13 protein-coding genes and 2 pseudogenes are annotated in these 16,731 nt (G+C 35.0%); 11 read left to right on the forward strand and 4 right to left on the reverse strand.

Features of this window, described 5'->3' with window-relative positions; all coding sequences use genetic code 11:
- Positions 1–11: 11 nt before the first annotated feature.
- Complete coding sequence (gene tilS, locus LA754_RS06180) at positions 12–1,307, reverse strand: tRNA lysidine(34) synthetase TilS (RefSeq protein WP_077190580.1); 1,296 nt, start codon at positions 1,305–1,307, stop codon at positions 12–14.
- Positions 1,308–1,491: 184 nt separating this feature from the next.
- Complete coding sequence (locus tag LA754_RS06185) at positions 1,492–1,971, reverse strand: OmpA family protein (protein ID WP_457923634.1); 480 nt, start codon at positions 1,969–1,971, stop codon at positions 1,492–1,494.
- Between the two features lie 275 nt (positions 1,972–2,246).
- Between LA754_RS06185 and LA754_RS06190 the strand changes: the two genes are divergently transcribed.
- From LA754_RS06190 to LA754_RS06225, 8 genes and pseudogenes are all read left to right on the forward strand, one after another.
- Complete coding sequence (locus tag LA754_RS06190) at positions 2,247–3,668, forward strand: gluzincin family metallopeptidase (RefSeq protein ID WP_006279547.1); 1,422 nt, start codon at positions 2,247–2,249, stop codon at positions 3,666–3,668.
- Positions 3,669–3,691: 23 nt separating this feature from the next.
- Positions 3,692–4,768 (forward strand): rod shape-determining protein, encoded by a 1,077-nt coding sequence (locus LA754_RS06195; RefSeq protein ID WP_006279546.1) that lies wholly within the window; start codon positions 3,692–3,694, stop codon positions 4,766–4,768.
- Between the two features lie 316 nt (positions 4,769–5,084).
- Positions 5,085–6,197: a tRNA 2-thiouridine(34) synthase MnmA gene (gene mnmA / locus LA754_RS06200; RefSeq protein WP_006279545.1), complete on the forward strand. Its 1,113-nt coding sequence runs from the start codon at positions 5,085–5,087 to the stop codon at positions 6,195–6,197.
- Between the two features lie 649 nt (positions 6,198–6,846).
- Positions 6,847–8,148: a WD1261 family protein gene (locus tag LA754_RS06205; RefSeq protein ID WP_457923635.1), complete on the forward strand. Its 1,302-nt coding sequence runs from the start codon at positions 6,847–6,849 to the stop codon at positions 8,146–8,148.
- A 28-nt stretch (positions 8,149–8,176) separates the two neighbouring features.
- Complete coding sequence (ppa, locus tag LA754_RS06210; protein WP_077188435.1) at positions 8,177–8,692, forward strand: inorganic diphosphatase; 516 nt, start codon at positions 8,177–8,179, stop codon at positions 8,690–8,692.
- A 242-nt stretch (positions 8,693–8,934) separates the two neighbouring features.
- Positions 8,935–9,883: pseudogene (locus LA754_RS06215) on the forward strand (IS5 family transposase).
- 190 nt (positions 9,884–10,073) lie between these two features.
- Positions 10,074–11,585, forward strand: a complete 1,512-nt coding sequence (gene purH, locus LA754_RS06220; RefSeq protein WP_077188401.1) for a bifunctional phosphoribosylaminoimidazolecarboxamide formyltransferase/IMP cyclohydrolase — start codon at positions 10,074–10,076, stop codon at positions 11,583–11,585.
- A gap of 47 nt (positions 11,586–11,632) precedes the next feature.
- Positions 11,633–11,863 (forward strand): annotated as a pseudogene (locus LA754_RS06225) (IS5 family transposase); the annotation flags it as partial.
- Between the two features lie 55 nt (positions 11,864–11,918).
- Here the strand turns inward: LA754_RS06225 and LA754_RS06230 are convergent.
- Entirely contained in the window at positions 11,919–12,140 is a 222-nt protein-coding gene (locus LA754_RS06230) for a hypothetical protein (RefSeq protein ID WP_077188402.1), read from the reverse strand.
- Positions 12,141–12,265: 125 nt separating this feature from the next.
- On the opposite strand from LA754_RS06230, the gene tsaD reads away from it, so the two are divergent.
- A complete protein-coding gene (tsaD, locus tag LA754_RS06235; RefSeq protein ID WP_077188403.1) occupies positions 12,266–13,273 on the forward strand; it encodes a tRNA (adenosine(37)-N6)-threonylcarbamoyltransferase complex transferase subunit TsaD in 1,008 nt (335 codons plus the stop codon).
- A gap of 249 nt (positions 13,274–13,522) precedes the next feature.
- On the opposite strand, the gene LA754_RS06240 is transcribed toward tsaD, so the two are convergent.
- Positions 13,523–14,534 (reverse strand): IS630 family transposase gene (locus LA754_RS06240; RefSeq protein WP_410530061.1). Its coding sequence is split into 2 segments (ribosomal slippage): positions 13,523–14,053 and positions 14,055–14,534, totalling 1,011 coding nucleotides; the frame shifts between segments, so codons are not numbered across the junction.
- Positions 14,535–15,173: 639 nt separating this feature from the next.
- Here LA754_RS06240 and LA754_RS06245 point away from each other — a divergent pair.
- Together LA754_RS06245 and LA754_RS06250 are read left to right on the forward strand one after the other, a co-directional pair.
- Positions 15,174–15,695: a cytochrome b gene (locus tag LA754_RS06245; protein ID WP_077188404.1), complete on the forward strand. Its 522-nt coding sequence runs from the start codon at positions 15,174–15,176 to the stop codon at positions 15,693–15,695.
- A 5-nt stretch (positions 15,696–15,700) separates the two neighbouring features.
- Positions 15,701–16,729: an NAD(P)H-dependent flavin oxidoreductase gene (locus LA754_RS06250; RefSeq protein ID WP_006279352.1), complete on the forward strand. Its 1,029-nt coding sequence runs from the start codon at positions 15,701–15,703 to the stop codon at positions 16,727–16,729.
- Positions 16,730–16,731 lie beyond the last annotated feature (2 nt).

Raw genomic sequence — 16,731 nt, forward strand, 5'->3', positions numbered from 1 at the left:
TCTATTTCTAACTAAATACTAATCAAGCTTACCAAATTTTGTTTTATCGTGCTATTAATAATGCATTGAACCTTATCGTCATTGGTATTTTTTCCGTTATAATTTACATCAGGATAAGCAAGCACCTTTCCATCTTTTAGCACTACAGGCAAAGAATAGAAAACTTCAGGGCAGCAGTTGTAATCCTTCAGAAATTCAGGAACTTTTTGTGTTTTTTTTAATGGAGCGATGATAACTGAACACTCTTGATTTCCGAGTATTGTGCAGCTAAATCTGTTATCCCATTGAGTAGATTCATTTAAAGGTAGGTTTAAGGTAATTTCTTGTATCTTTGACGATTCTCTAATTATCAAGATATTTTCTCCATGTTTTCTTATTTTACACCCAGAAAGTGTACAGTTAACATTACTATCCTTTTGCAATATTTTATTAAATATTACGATAAGGCTGTTGTACCTTGGTTTATAATGTTTACTGGCAATTGCCATTATGGAGTAAAGAAGAAGCCTCAAGGCTATTTCCTCTGGCAATTGATAAAACTCACTTAGTTTAATTTCAATATAACCAAGATCATGCACATTAACGCAGTCATTAAACGCAAGGCGTGTGTAGTGCATCAACGCTTTTGCAGCTCTTTTCATATGAAGGGCTGTGAGGCATATTCGCTCTGTTAAAATCTCTTGATTATCACTTGCTTTAAGTAAGTTACGGTATAAAGTTCGCCTGTATTTTAAGTCATAGTTGCTTCTATCTTCGACCCATTTTAACCGATGAAGCTTAGCGTACTTTTCTATTTCACTACGACTAAAATTTAACAATGGCCTAAATATATAAATACCATTTAGGAAAGACTTGTAGTCCATTGATGATAATCCATCTACGCCACTACCTCGCTCTAATCTTAACAAGAACGTTTCTGCTTGATCATCTTTGTGATGAGCAACAAGTAAATATTTAACATTATTATTTTTACACCACTCTGCTAGTAACTTATACCGTGCTTTTCGTGCCTGTAACTGAATATTGCCTTTAATATTTTGCTTCTCCCAATTTAATATGAACGATTCCTTTGCTCCAAGTTCCTTTGCATAACTTACAACAAAATCAGCTTCTTTTTGAGACTCTGGACGTAACCCATGATTTACTGTTAATGCTGTAGGAAGTGAAAGCTTGTTTTTTTTTGCCCAGTTAGTCATTAAGTGCAGTAAGACTATACTATCTACACCACCTGATACTGCAACTGCAACTTGATTGTTATAGAAAGCAAAACTATTAACCACATTTTGAAATAATAACTCTAATTCCATTATGTCTCTTGATGGCCAGACAGGTCAGATCTCTTACGTCATACCGCGACTTATTTGTGGTATATATAGATCCCGCTAACAAGCAACGAAATATGACAAGTTTGTCCTTTTTTGTCTACCCCAGTGCCCTTTCTTTATGTCATCCCAGTGTTTGACACTGGGATCCAGGTTTTAATGCAAGAAACTATTTCTTTATTCCAGAAAATGAAAATTCCACTCTACGATTTTTAGCATGCTCTTTTTCATATTTAGAATTTCTAGAATCATCTTTTACATTAACCAAAGGCTCAGTTTCACCTTTAGAAGCAGTTTTTATTCTGTTTTCTATGTAGGGTGTACAACTAACCATAAATTTTTTAGCTGCATCTGCCCTTCTAGCGCCTAGCGCAAGATTATATTCATGAGAACCACGGTTGTCAGTGTGACCAGTTAAAGTAACCTTCGCGTCAGGGTTATCTTGTAACACCTCCACTACGTCAAGTAATGCATCTGCACTTACTTCAGCAATACTAGATTCATCATAACCAAAGAAAACTCTTTTATTACCTATCTGCTTAACAACAGAATTTATTTTATTTGTTGTATTTGCTCCTTTTTTTGGGCAAGAACTTACACCAGTAAGTAATAAACAAAAACAGCACATTATAACCAGTCTACTCCACATTACTAAACCTCCATAAATTCTAAATAGTGCGTAACTTTAATTTCAGTAGCTAATATCTCTCCATATTGTAATATAGTCAAGAGAAATAAAATACTAAATACTTTTTCTACAACCTTACAATTAATTTTCCTATAATATGCTGGACTCTGAGTAGAAAAATCCAATAAAAGAATAAAAAGTACAATTTTTTATTGTACTTTAAGCAAATATACTTTTAACTTTATTATTAATCTATTACGGTATTAAACAGATGTTTTCTAAAATAATGAACAAATATGCAATCTTATAAGTTTTTAGAGGAAGTATTATATAGGGTAAAGAATATCGAAAATACGCTAAAAGTACTAAACCAAAGCCAATTGAATATAGAGGACAAAGTTGAACAAATGAGCCTTCTAGAAGAAATCAGACATGAAATTATCTCTCATGACGTAATAAAGGAATCATTAGCAGATGCTCTTGGTAACAAAAAAAGTGCAAATACTCAGCAGCTAAAGTTAATAGAGAGAATACATAAGAGCAACAGTGCTGTTCCTATTGATTTAGTAAAATCTTTGTCCAAAGCTAAAGTTGAATGCCAAAGTTTATGGAGGCTAACCAATTCTGAAGCCAGTAACTTGGAAAAACTAAAAGAACGTTTTACTGATTTAATCAAACTCATTCGCGAAGTAGCTTCTATAAAATCGCAGCAATTAAAATGCTCAAAATACGACTCACTGCTTGCTGACTATGACTCTGATATCACAGAAAAGAATATAAAGGAAATATTTCCCAAGGTAGGCAAATTCTTTAGTGGAAATGTAGATAAAATAATTGAAAAGCAGAAAAAGGATAAGGTTACTAATATACAAAAAGTTGCTACTCAGAAGCAGATTGAACTTGGCTCGTCATGTTTACAGCAAATGGGTGTCGCACTGCATGAGGTTCGTACTTCTTATTACTACCCTATAGATTATGATGAATCTGACTTTTGTTATGGTTTATTTTCTCTTTTACGGCATAGTGGTTATGCAATTTATCAAAAATGTTTAGCGCAAAATTCTATAAGTAGCCCAATTACGAGACATGTTATGTATGAAACTCAAGGGTTATTCATGGAAAGGATGATTGGAACATCCAGAGAATTTATTGAGTTTATTCAACCACACATAAAAGAGAAATTTGCTATAGAAGGCAAAACTAACGAGAAAGTTAGCAGTGTTGAAAATTTGTACTTGATTTTCAATGAAATAAACCTTTCTTCTTTTTTAAAAAATGCAGATGAATTTAGTCTGTTAGCTCATATTATGTTGAGAACTAGGTTAGAACAAGATATAATAAATGGTACATTGGAAGTCAAAGACCTGCATGATGCGTGGCTGGAAGGTATGAAGCACTATAAAATTCCAGTAAAAGCTGAAAATGAGCTAAACACTTATTTTCAAGATGAATATTGGGCAAGCGGTGTTATGGGCTACTTTCCTATAAAAATTATTGCTTTAATTGCTGCTGTGCAGATTTTCTCTTGCGTTAAAAAGAATCATTACGAATCATTAAGTGCTATAATAAAAGGAGATTTTAGTTTACTTATCAGTTGGTTATCTCAAAATATATACAGTGCAAAGTGTGGCCTGGAACTGTTAAAAAAAGTAACAGGTAAGGGTTTAGACGTTGAGTGCTGCATTAGCTACTTATCTGGAAAGTATAATTTGTCTTAATAAATGATTTTCTTGAGTTGCGTATGAATTTTGTTCGAAAATTAACCGAAAAGTTTTGTAGTCTTTTCACTTTCAAAGGTTTATTTGCTAGCGATATTGCTATAGATCTTGGCACTGCAAACACTTTAGTTTATCAGAAAAATCAGGGAATAGTGCTTGATGAGCCTTCAGTTGTAGCAAGAATAAAAGAAAAAGGAAGCTACGTTCCTTATGCTTTTGGTAAAAAAGCTAAAATGATGCTTGGAAAAACGCCTGGAGAAATAGAGGCGATAAGGCCCTTAAAGGATGGAGTTATTGCTGATTTTAAAAGTGCGGAAGAAATGCTAAAATATTTCATACGCAGTGCAAACACAAAATTCACTGTTAATAAGCCTAATATTATCATATGCGTTCCATCTGGATCCACGCCAGTTGAAAGGCGTGCTATACAAGATGCAGCAGAAAGTGCTGGTGCAAGTGAAGTATTTTTAATTGAAGAACCAATGGCTGCAGCAATCGGAGCTGGGCTCCCGGTTACTGAACCTGAGGGTTCTATGATTGTTGATATAGGAGGCGGTACAACTGAAGTTGCAATTATTTCTTTAGGCGGAATTGTTTATTCACGTTCTGCCAGAGTAGGTGGCGATATTATGGATGAAGCAATAAAATCATATATTCGTGAAAATCATAAGTTATTAATCGGTGAAACAACCGCTGAGAAAATTAAGAAAAGCATAGGTTCAGCCAGTCTGCCAGGTGAAAATAACAAAGAGGGAATGATAATTAAAGGCAGGGATTTAGTGAGTGGCATGCCAAAAGAAATGCTTTTATCAGAATACCAAGTTGCAGAGAGTTTAATAGAGCCTGTACATCAGATAATTTCTGCTATTAAGACTGCGCTGGAGAGCACTCCACCTGAACTTTCTTCTGATATAGTCGATAGAGGAATAGTTTTATCCGGTGGTGGTGGATTATTACGTAATCTAGGTAAAGTTATCAGTGAAACAACAAAATTACCGGTTCGTGTTGCAGATGACCCACTTTGTTGTGTTGCCTTAGGTAGTGGAAAAGTGCTTGAAAACATGGATTATTTTGGCCATGTTTTATTCAAGCAAGATTAAATTATTTTTGAAGGTAGTTTATCGAATTGTTTTGATGGAATTATGTAATATAAATGAGATCCCAGTGTCATGCACCAAGTAATTTGAAGGCAACTTCTAGCAGAAAAGGGTGTCATCCGAGTAGCTGACACTGGAATCCAGGAAACTTGATTACAAATAAATATGCTGTTTTAATGAATTTGTGTAATAGAAGCTAGATTCCAGTGTCAGCTACTTTCATGACATTATCTACTATGTAAATTGCCCCCAAATCAAAACGTTTGCACAGTTGTATGTTGGAATGACACAAGATTTGCGTTTATAAATTAAGGCGGTTATGCTAAAAGAATTTGAAATTGAACCTCTGCTAAAAGATAAAACTCCGCACCAGACTAAGGCTGTTGTTGCAATGTCCGGGGGAGTTGATAGCTCGGTTGCTGCAGCACTGCTACATAACCTTGGGTACCAGGTGATAGGTGTGACTCTTCAACTCTATGGCACTGACGGTAATGCTAACGCAAGAAAGGGTGCATGCTGCGCTGGACAGGATATTTATGACGCTAAGCGTGTAGCTGAAAGTGTTGGCTTTCCTCACTATATTTTAAACTATGAGGAAATATTCAAAAAGGAAGTAATAGAGGATTTTGCGAGTACCTATATGCGTGGGGAAACTCCCATACCATGCGTGAGATGTAACCAAACGGTAAAATTTCGTGATCTATTACAAGTTACAAAAAATCTTGGTGCGGATGTGCTCGTAACAGGACATTACGTGAGAAGGTTAGAAAAAAATGGTGAGGTAAAGTTGTGCAGAAGCATTGATAAAAGTAAAGATCAAAGTTATTTTTTGTTTGCTACAACTCAAGAGCAATTGAAGCTTTTGCGATTTCCACTAGGTGGGTTCTATAAAAGTGATATAAGAAAATTAGCAAAGTATTTCAGCTTACAAATTTCTGAAAAGCCGGACAGTCAAGATATATGCTTTGTTTCCGAAAGCTATAGTAAAACAATAGCTAAATTAGCTCCACAATCTGTACAGAAAGGTAAAATAGTGGATGTTAATGGAAAAGTGCTAGGCGAGCACAGTGGCATAGTAAATTTTACAGTGGGGCAAAGAAAGGGCTTGGGTATCGCACACAATGAACCTCTTTATGTGATAAAAATTAATACAGAAAATAATGAGGTTATAGTAGGTCCGATCAACGTATTAATGCAAAAAAAAATATTGATCAAGGAGTTAAATTGGTTAGAACAACCAAAGGAAGGTATGGAAGTAACTGTGAAGCTGAGATCATCACATGCGGGAAGTTTAGCAACAATACATTCAACTGACGAAAAAAATAAAGCCTGTGTCATTTTAAACGACGATTACTTTGGCATCAGTCCAGGTCAAGCCTGTGTAGCGTATAAAGATGAGCAAGTTATCGGCGGTGGATGGATATGCTCTTAACTAAAAGCTTTAATGCAGAGTGTAAACATACAATAGACTTCTTGCATAACCATATAACATTGGGAATAGAAACAAAAAAACTTGCTTGACAAACTCCGCCAGCCCCCTTATCACGAAACTGAAGCTATTTATTTATCTTCTCTGTACAGATTAAATGACAAAAAAACTCACGTATCTGGCGTCTCATGTTTAATTTTTTGCACTATGTGCACTCTATGTCTTTATCAAATTTCTGGGTTTTTACCTACACAAGCTGAAATACGCTTATAAAGCATTTAAAACATTAAAAAACGCCAACTTAAAAAATGGATAGTGAATAACTAGCTACCCTAGGGTTTCTTTTGCCTTTTTTTTCATTTGGTAAATTTCTTAATGTTTGTAGCTAAACGACAACCGTCATCCCGCTGCTTGTTAGCGGCTAAGAGATACCGCGAATGAATCGCGGTATGACGGTTCGCGGCGGCATAAAGATAAGTCTCGTCATCCCGCTGCGTGTTAGCGGGATCTCTTGTTAGTGGCTGAGATACCGCGGCGGTATAGCTATACCTTTTTCTACTTAGTTTGGGTTATGCAAGAAGTCTAATAACATTTATTGCTATTTTGCCATGTATCCCTTATACTATAAAGTAGAACATTATAGGTTTTAGCAATGGTTAAAGAAGTTGAAGAATTAATAAAAATTGTTGGCAAGGGCAATTTATTAGAGGCTTTGTTTATTCGTTGGGGCAGTTATCAACATGCTGGATTAAAATGGAGAGATCATAGAAATCATTTTGGTTTGCCTGAATTCATTGGAAAAGAAAAAGAACCATTAGATAAGTATTTTAACTTAAAGTTTAGTCTACAAGGGCTATTCTTAATTTATGCTCAAGCTTATAGAATTCTTATAGAAAATGTTCAGCTCAATACTCAAGAAGTAATCGACAAGATATATATGTCAGTTAGCAAGGGTGAATTAGAGGAACAGTTAAGTTCAATAATTAGTGGTGAGCAATCAACAGAAGATCAAAAAAAATTAAAGCTTCTTAATATTTTAGCGAATCCAAAAGGCAAAACTTTATTTAACAATAATAATGATTTTGAGAAACAAGTACTTAATAATGTTAAAAAGTTACTAAAGATAAATTATGCAAATGAATTTGATAAAGAATTTAGCTTATGTAAAGAAGTAATCGATCACTATTATTCTATCCACAATATAAAAGTAGATAAAGATATAGCATTACTATTTTCTAGTTATGGCATATTTTCTATACATACCAAAGATAATGATATTTCCAAAGATAAAGATATTTTATCGCTTAATCAATATATTAATGAGAAAGCTAAAATGATCAATACACCACTGTATTTTGATTACATTGTGAGATTATCACAAATGTTAAGCAAAATCGAGTTACTAAGTAGAGATGGAACCATCAAATATACAGCCGACTGTGAAAATATGGATTGGCAAGAGGAAGAATTGAAAATGAATGGATTAATATGTCCTATAAATACAAAAAACACCCTAGAGCAACTGTTAAAGAACCAAAATAGTGATGAATTTGAACAATTAATAACGAGCCCTGAGAATATATACTACTCAGTGTTGCCAGAAGAGAATGAATATAGGCCAGATCTCATTGTCAGCAAGAAAAAAGAAAAGGACCATAAAAACACAGTCTGTAAACTTATTTTAGGTATGTTTGTATTATCTGTTGGGTTATATGTTGCTGATTATTTCTTTATGGAGCAAAAATTGTTCAACTCAATAAAGAATGTTTTGCCACAAGACAACCTTACTAACCTGATAGTTGGTGCGGTGCTTACTATTGTAATAGTATATGCTTTATTTCAATTATCACAGAAACCACCACTTTCAACAGTCGATGATGTGCAGAATACCGCTCCATGCAAAATAAGCTTAGAACTACATAAATGTAGCAACTTAAAAGCACATATTGTATAATGCTTATTCTTAAGTTAAGAGGTAATTTATGGATTTAAGTAAAATAACAGCGGGACCAAATGCGGTGAATGTGGTAATTGAAATAAGTGCAAATGCTGAGCCTGTAAAGTATGAATTTAATAAAGAGCTTGGGTTGTTACAAGTTGACAGATTTTTATCTACCTCAATGACTTATCCTTGCAATTATGGATTTATACCAAATACCTGCGCAGGTGATGGTGACCCTGTGGATGTTTTGGTGCTAACTCAATTTCCCTTAGCATCTAGTGTTTTAATATCGGTACGTCCAATAGGCGCATTACTCACTAAAGATGAAAAAGGAGAAGATGAGAAAATATTAGCAGTGCCTGTTTCCAGTGTTGATAGCTATTATGACAATATAAAGAACTATTCTGATTTATCTAAAAATCTACTAGATAAAATTACTCATTTCTTTTCTCATTATAAAGATCTAGAAAAGGGAAAAACAGTAGCAGTTGGAGAATGGGTTGGTGTAGAAGAAGCAAAACAAATTGTTGCAAGCTCTATCAAAAGCGGAAATTAGTTTTTGTTGATTTATAGCTAAAGTGGCTCTACGATTTGAAAAACAACAAATTCGTCATTCCGCTACGTGTTAGCTGATGAGATGCCGCCCACAACTGTACGAACATTGCAATATGGCACATAGTAAACGATGTCATCCCAGTGCTTGACACTGGGATGGCTTTGTTGCATAGCAACTGAAAAATCTGGTGGCTACTGACAAAATTCATTATAAAATAGCCATTTAACCTTGAAAGAAAAAATATGCCACAAAAAATGAGGGTCAGTAACCATAGCGAATATAACAAATTTCTAGAAAAAAGAGGAAATATTTTTCATTATACCAACGAAGCCATAGAAAAGTGGTACGAGAATGGTCCAAAAATACCAGGTGGCAACAATATTTATAGCGATAAAGTTGTAATTTTGGTGCACATAATAACTTGTTTATTTAGAATAGGCCTGAGGCAAACAGTTGGGTTTATAGCAGGATACCTTGAGCAAATTGGGAAAAATTTGCAAGTTATCAGCTATTCACAATCATCAAGAAGGTTTAAGAAACTCAATATTAAGATCAATGATTGCAGAAAATAATATGGAAGATATCGAAATTGCTATAGACAGTACAGGAATTAGTATATACAACAACACTCCTGGTCATAGCAAAGAAAATAGCGAAGATAGAAAGTATCGCAGCTATGAACAGACAAGAAAATTGCATGTAATGTTGAATACAAACAGCAAAAAAGCCATAGCTGTAAAATACAGTAACGGTGTCTACTCTGATCACTATGGAGCTTGTGATTTGCTAAAAGAAGTCGATTTTCAGTATGTCATAAAAGTACTATATGCAGATAGGGCATATGACAGAGAAAAGCTCTATAAGCTGTGTAATCAATATGGTATAAAAACGAAAATTCCTCCGAAAAACAACGCAGCAGAGCATCCAAAATTGGATTATATGCTTGATAGAAATGCCGCTATTCAGTTAATGAAATTACATGGTGAGAATGGTATAAAAAGATGGAAAGAAGAAGTAAATTACGGAAAAAGATCGTATATTGAAGGATTTTTCTCAAGGTTGAAGCGAATATTTGGGTTTAGTTTTAGGAGCAAATCTGAAATTAATCGTGAGAAGGAACTGCTACTCAAGTGTTATTTGCTTAACAAATTTACTGAAATAGGCATGGCTAAGTTTGAGATAGCTTCATGAATTTATTGTACGTTACCTACTATCCGAAGAGCGATGCAACAAAGCCATCCCAGACTGGGTGACATCTTTCTTGGTCTCTTGTATCACAATGTTCGTACAGTTGTGGATACCGCGGCGGTATGACGTAGTAGCTATATATAGACAAATTTTCTTTTCTTAGATATAATCTTAAAAAACTTTCCATATAAAAATGAAAATAAAAAGAGCTTTAATATCAGTATACGATAAAACGAATATAATTGATCTTGCATCGTTTTTAACGCAGCAACAAATAGAAATTCTTTCAACGGGCAATACTTATAAAGCACTATCTGATGCCGGAATAAAAACGCAAGAAGTATCAGATTATACGCAATTTCCAGAGATACTGGGTGGTAGAGTAAAAACTTTACACCCTAAAATTCATGGAGGAATACTTTATGATCGAGAAAAGCACAAAAAGGAAGTGCAAGATCTAGAAATTGAGCCAATAGACCTGCTTATAACTAACCTATACCCATTTTGGGAGACAGTAAGTAGCAGCTCAAATGAAGAGCAAATTATAGAACAAATTGATATCGGCGGGGTGGCATTAATTAGAGCTGCAGCAAAAAACTTTCGTTTTACTTCAGTTATTTCTAGCATTCAAGACTACGAAGCACTAAAAGCTGAGATGATAAAAAATAACAATGAAACAACATTGGAATATAGAAAACACTTAGCAACCAAAGCATTTGCTCTCACTGCACACTACGATTCTAATATTCACAGTTGGTTTTTATCCCAGAGTAAAAATAATGAGTTACCAGAGTTTTTTGCTCTATACGGGCATAAAGTACAAGAACTCAGGTATGGTGAAAATCCCCATCAAAAAGCTGCATTTTATAGTAATCAATTTACAGAATATCCGTTGGAAAAACTACATGGAAAAGAGTTGAGTTATAATAATATAGTAGATATAGAGTCCGCACTTAACATAATTTCTGAGTTTAAAGAGCCTGCAGCAGTGATAATCAAGCATAATAACCCATGTGGCGCTGCTATTGGTAATAATGCTTTGGAGGCATATGAAAAAGCTCTATCGTGCGATGAAGTAAGCAGTTTTGGTGGTATAGTTGCCTTAAACCGGGAGATAGATTTAAAGCTAGCGGAAAAATTAAACGAGATATTTTTGGAAGTAGTGATAGCACCATCGGTAAACAATGAGGCACTAAAAATTTTACAAAGAAAGAAAAATTTAAGAGTGATTATTCATAAATCTTTTCAACAAAATGTGAAATACCAAACTAAAAATGTTATTGGTGGGTTTTTGGTGCAAGAAAATAATGACCACACAATAAAAGCAGAACAAGTAACAAAGTGCACTACAACAGAAAAAGAAAAGGAAGATCTTATTTTTGCCTGGAAAATATGTAAACATGTGAAATCCAACGCAATAGTTATAGCAAAAGATGGTTGTGCTATTGGCATCGGCGCAGGGCAAACAAGCAGAATAGATAGTGTGAACATTGCAGTGAAAAAAGCAGGTGAAAAATGTAAAGGTGCAGTGCTTGCTTCAGATGCATTTTTTCCATTCCCAGATAGCATAGTAGAAAGTGCAAAACATGGAATTACAGCTATAATTCAGCCCGGCGGCTCGCTGAAAGATCAAGATGTGATAAAAGCTGCAAATGAAAATAAAATTGCTATGTTTTTCACTGGCGTTCGCAGTTTTTTCCATTAGGCTTTGTGTCTTATCGTCATACCGCCGCGGTATCTCTAGATCCCGCTATTCAGTTAATGAAATTACATGGTGAGAATGGTATAAAAAGATGGAAAGAAGAAGTAAATTACGGAAAAAGATCGTATATTGAAGGATTTTTCTCAAGGTTGAAGCGAATATTTGGGTTTAGTTTTAGGAGCAAATCTGAAATTAATCGTGAGAAGGAACTGCTACTCAAGTGTTATTTGCTTAACAAATTTACTGAAATAGGCATGGCTAAGTTTGAGATAGCTTCATGAATTTATTGTACGTTACCTACTATCCGAAGAGCGATGCAACAAAGCCAGTGGGGTGTCATCCCAGTGCCCAGACACTGGGATCCAGGAATTTTATTAAGTTGGTAAGCATAAAAATAGCCATTTTATGTAAAAATACAACATTTTGATGATTATGAAAAAGCTGGATCCCAGTGTCAAGCACTGGGATAACATCATAGAGGCACTGGAATGACACCTTCCTAGTGGAAATTGCTCTCAAATCATAATGTTCGTACAGTTGTGGATTCATTCGCGGCATCTCATCAGCTAACAAGCAGCGGGATGACGGTTGTCGGTAAATCTTTTAGCTGTAGAAGTTAACTTTGCAGTTAACTTCTACAGCGTTTCAAGATATAGTTTTGATAATAAAGTGCTCGAATATACATGAAAACCATTTTAGCTGTTGAAACAAGCTGCGACGAAACTGCAGTAGCGATTGTAAATAGTGACAAGCAAGTCCTTGCTCACAAGATTCTTTCTCAAGTAGAACACAAAAAACGCGGTGGGGTGATTCCTGAGATAGCTTCACGTGCTCATATGGAACATTTAAGTGGCCTGATAAAAAGCGCTGTAAAAAAATCTAACCTTAACTTTTGTGACCTCAATGCAATTGCAGCAACATCAGGACCAGGACTCATAGGTGGATTAATAGTTGGTACAATGATGGCTAAAGCAATTGCACATGTGGCACAAAAACCGTTCATTGCAGTGAATCACTTAGAAGCGCATGCATTGGTTATTAGGTTACTGCATGAGGTAAAATTTCCATTTTTAGTCCTACTAATATCAGGTGGTCACTGTCAATTTTTAATTGCACAGGATGTAGGTAAATACATTAAACTTGGAGAAACGCTCGATGATTCACTAGGAGAAGCATTTGATAAAGTTGCTAAGATGCTGGGTTTAAGCTATCCCGGAGGGCCATTAATTGAAAAGTTAGCTAAAAAAGGCAATGGTGCAAGATTTAAATTGCCAAGGGCAATGATAAAACGTTCTGGATGTAACTTTTCGTTTTCTGGAATTAAAACAGCAGTAAAAAACTTAGTGCAAGAACTTAAAATGAGCGAGCAAGATGTGTGTGATGTATGTGCTTCGTTTCAAGAGTGTATTAGTAACATACTGCTGGACAGGGTTAGTAATGCGATTATTATGGCCGAATCTTTAAATATCAAAATCAATGACTTTGTGATTACCGGTGGAGTTGCAGCAAATAATTTCTTGAGAGAAAAATTAAAACAACACATAAACTTAAACATATTTTTTCCTCCCAACAACCTATGTACAGATAATGCAATAATGGTTGGATGGGCAGGAATTGAAATGTTACAGAAAAGCTATATAGATTCTCTCAATTTTGCACCAAGACCTAAGTGGGAGTTAGAGAGTTATTAAAAGCTCTCAATTCTGAATTATAGCTAAAGTGACTTAGGTTCTCTAATTGCACATAAGTCAACAATAATTTTCACACAAATCAAAACAGCATATCTTCTCCATAATCCTTGGTAATTTTACATAAGTTAAAAGTAGCATATGGTTCTCTCCGCGGTCTGAGATGACAATAAATTTGTCAAGCCGCATTATACTTGTTAGGCGGAAGTGGACGGCAACATATTTACCACGAAGTCTAACTAATACCAATTCTCATTGTTGTCCAGTCAAATAGGAAACATTGCAGAGTTGTTTAATTGTGGAGCTGGCAAGAGAAGTAATAAATTTGCACAAAGCACCCTCAAGTAGAGCAATTGTATCGTATATTTTATTGCGCAAAATGTTCTGTTTTATATATAACCAAAGCCTCTCAACAGGATTTAGCTCAGGTGAGTATGGAGGTAGGTATATAATGTCGATATTTTTAGGTACCTTTAAATTTTTTGACCTATGCCAACTAGCACAGTCCATAACGAGAAAAGCCTCTCGTGTTTCTAGATATTGCGAAATTTGCTCAAGAAATATGTTCATGCAATCAGTGTTGACATTTGGTGCAAATAAGCTAGAACTCTCTCCATTTCTAGGATTAACTGCACTATAGAGATAGAAATTTTGCCTACCTAATTTTGTTTTAACCTGTGTTCTAATCCCCTTTTTAAACCACCCATGTCCAACTTTTGAATGTGTGCCAAACCGTGATTCATCAAAGAAAAATAGCTCTTTTTCTGGATACTTGCTAATAGCTCAATTGAGATTTTTTTTTGAATTCCTCTTGTTTGCTTTTATCTTGTCCATTATGAACTGGTCTTGGTGTAATATATGAGAATTTCATCTTTTGCATATGGCGGTGTACTGTAGATTTGCTGATATTTAATCCGAACTTTTCCTGGATTCTTATTCTCATTTCTTTAATGGTGATATTAGGATTTTCTTCTATCCACTCTTCAATTTGCTGTAGTTGAGCCTGATTTAATTTAGTTTTTCTACGACGTTGTGAAGGAGCAAACAGTTTTTCTTCTCTGCCAATTTTCAAGAGTTTTACCCACGAAGTTAGTGCGCTTCTTGAAATGCAATATATTTTTGCTACAGCCGTTATACTGTACTTTTTTGCTGCAATTACAGCATTTAGTTTTTTTGAAACATATGCATTATTCCTTACTTTCTTCAGCATTTCTTTTGCTGATTCTACTACTTTTTCATCCAATAATTTTGATCTTAATGCCATTTAAACCTCGCTATTTTACTTACTTCAGTATGGCTTTTCTTCCATCATTGTCCATCTGTTTGCCCTGTAATGGGAATTGGTATTACATTATACTTTCAAGTATGGCGTTTTTTTATTCTAAACGCTTAATAACCGCGATTTAGTTGCTTTTAAGCCGCAACTAATCTAAATTATAAACATTAAGAAATTTACTAAACAGAAAAAAAGGCAAAAGAAACCCTAGGGTAGCTAGTTATTCACTATCCATTTTTTAAATCGGCGTTTTTTGATGTTTTAAATGCTTTATAAGCGCATTTCAGCTTATATTAGGTAAAAACCTAGAAATTTTATAAAGACATAAGGTGCACATAGTGCAAAAAATTAAACATGGGACGCCAGATACGTGAGTTTTTTTGTCATTTAATCTGTACAGAGAAGATAAATAAATAGCTTCAGTTTCATGATAAGGGGGCTGGCGAAGGGTGTCAAGTAAGTTTTGCATTTGATCCGTTTCTATGACTTAGATGCCAGTGCCTGCTACTTGACTCTCGGCTGGGTCGAATTTGTATAGCTACATTGTCGGTAAATCTAAATTGCTTTAATAATTTTGATTGAAAAATAGTTTTTCTATTATATAAATGCTACTTTAGGGTAATCAAAATGGAAGACGATAAATATAGCCTAGGTTTAAGAGTTATCCATTGGTTGATGGCTGTTTTTATTATCGGTATGCTTTGCTCTGGACTTTATATGAAAAGCTTACCACTTAGCAATGAAATTAAGTTCAACATATACGCTATTCATAAGGCTTGCGGTATCACTATTCTTGGATTAATCATAGTACGCATATTTTTTCGCGTCTTTACTTATGTTCCACCACTTCCAGCAAATTTTTCTCGGTTTGTAATCAATACAAGTAAAGCAGTGCACTTTGGTTTATATTCTTTAATGGTGCTAATGCCACTATCTGGCTATGTCATGTCTTCTGCTTCTGGCAAACAGATCAAATATTTTTTCCATATCCCTTTGTTGATTAATCAAAACAAAGATCTAGCTAACACGGCTAACGAGCTACATTCGATGCTTGCATATTTTATGGTACTCTTTATAATCTTACATATACTTGGCGCCTTAAAGCACACATTTATAGATAAGCAAAACATTTTTAAACGCATGATATAGGTTATATGTTAAGTAGCCTCTGGAAAAAAGGAACAGATTTTCTTGGCAGTGAGTTTGCGATAATGGGTGGTGCTATGAGCTGGGTTTCAGAGAGAAACTTGGTTTCAGCAATCTCAAACGCTGGTGGTTTTGGTGTGATTGCATGTGGTGCAATGTTCCCAGACTTACTGGAAAAAGAAATCATAGAGACACAAAAATTAACTAACAAGCCATTTGGTGTAAACCTAATTACTATGCACCCAAAGTTGAGTGAGTTGATAGATGTGTGTATTGAAACGAAAGTGAGCCATATAGTGCTTGCCGGTGGACTGCCAACAAAGCCTAATATAGAAAAAATCAAGGGTGCAGGCATTAAAGTTATGTGCTTTGCACCAGCATTAAGCCTTGCGAAAAGGTTAGTAAAAATGGGAGTAGATGCATTGATAATAGAAGGAATGGAAGCAGGTGGGCATATAGGTCCAGTTAGCACTTCTGTTCTTGCACAAGAGATATTGCCTCATTTTAAAAATGAACAAATACCGGTGTTTGTTGCAGGTGGAATAGGAAGAGGTGAAATGATAGTTAATTACCTGGAAATGGGAGCAAGTGGCTGTCAAATAGGTACATTATTTGTCTGCACTAATGAGTCACTTGCCCACAAAAATTTTAAGGAAGTGTTTATTAAATCGGCCGCACGTAATGCAATACCTTCTGTACAGATAAGTGCTGATTTTCCTGTAATTCCTGTAAGAGCTATAGCCAACAAAGCAAGCGATGACTTCATGAAGCGTCAAAAAGAAGTTATTGATGAATACCAAAAGGGACAGATCTCAAAAGAAGATGGGCAGCTTGAAATAGAAAAGTTCTGGGCTGGAGCTTTAAGAAGGGCAGTGATTGAAGGAGATGTTGAAACAGGATCTTTAATGGCCGGCCAAAGTGTTGGCATGGTTGATAGGGAAAAGCCTGTAAAAGAAGTAGTGGATATGTTAGTTCAACAAGCAAAGAATCATATTAATAGCAAATCTGTAGAAGTAGAAAGCCCAGAAAGCAAATAGTT

This window comes from Wolbachia endosymbiont of Muscidifurax uniraptor, assembly GCF_054149795.1.

What these genes read in the sequence shown, in the direction of transcription:
- tilS (WP_077190580.1), bottom strand. Translation starts at nt 1,307, where the DNA reads ATGGAATTAGAGTTATTATTTCAAAATGTGGTTAATAGTTTTGCTTTC.
- LA754_RS06185 (WP_457923634.1), bottom strand. Translation starts at nt 1,971, where the DNA reads ATGTGGAGTAGACTGGTTATAATGTGCTGTTTTTGTTTATTACTTACT.
- LA754_RS06190 (WP_006279547.1), top strand. Translation starts at nt 2,247, where the DNA reads ATGCAATCTTATAAGTTTTTAGAGGAAGTATTATATAGGGTAAAGAAT.
- LA754_RS06195 (WP_006279546.1), top strand. Translation starts at nt 3,692, where the DNA reads ATGAATTTTGTTCGAAAATTAACCGAAAAGTTTTGTAGTCTTTTCACT.
- mnmA (WP_006279545.1), top strand. Translation starts at nt 5,085, where the DNA reads ATGCTAAAAGAATTTGAAATTGAACCTCTGCTAAAAGATAAAACTCCG.
- LA754_RS06205 (WP_457923635.1), top strand. Translation starts at nt 6,847, where the DNA reads ATGGTTAAAGAAGTTGAAGAATTAATAAAAATTGTTGGCAAGGGCAAT.
- ppa (WP_077188435.1), top strand. Translation starts at nt 8,177, where the DNA reads ATGGATTTAAGTAAAATAACAGCGGGACCAAATGCGGTGAATGTGGTA.
- purH (WP_077188401.1), top strand. Translation starts at nt 10,074, where the DNA reads ATGAAAATAAAAAGAGCTTTAATATCAGTATACGATAAAACGAATATA.
- LA754_RS06230 (WP_077188402.1), bottom strand. Translation starts at nt 12,140, where the DNA reads ATGCCGCGAATGAATCCACAACTGTACGAACATTATGATTTGAGAGCA.
- tsaD (WP_077188403.1), top strand. Translation starts at nt 12,266, where the DNA reads ATGAAAACCATTTTAGCTGTTGAAACAAGCTGCGACGAAACTGCAGTA.
- LA754_RS06245 (WP_077188404.1), top strand. Translation starts at nt 15,174, where the DNA reads ATGGAAGACGATAAATATAGCCTAGGTTTAAGAGTTATCCATTGGTTG.
- LA754_RS06250 (WP_006279352.1), top strand. Translation starts at nt 15,701, where the DNA reads ATGTTAAGTAGCCTCTGGAAAAAAGGAACAGATTTTCTTGGCAGTGAG.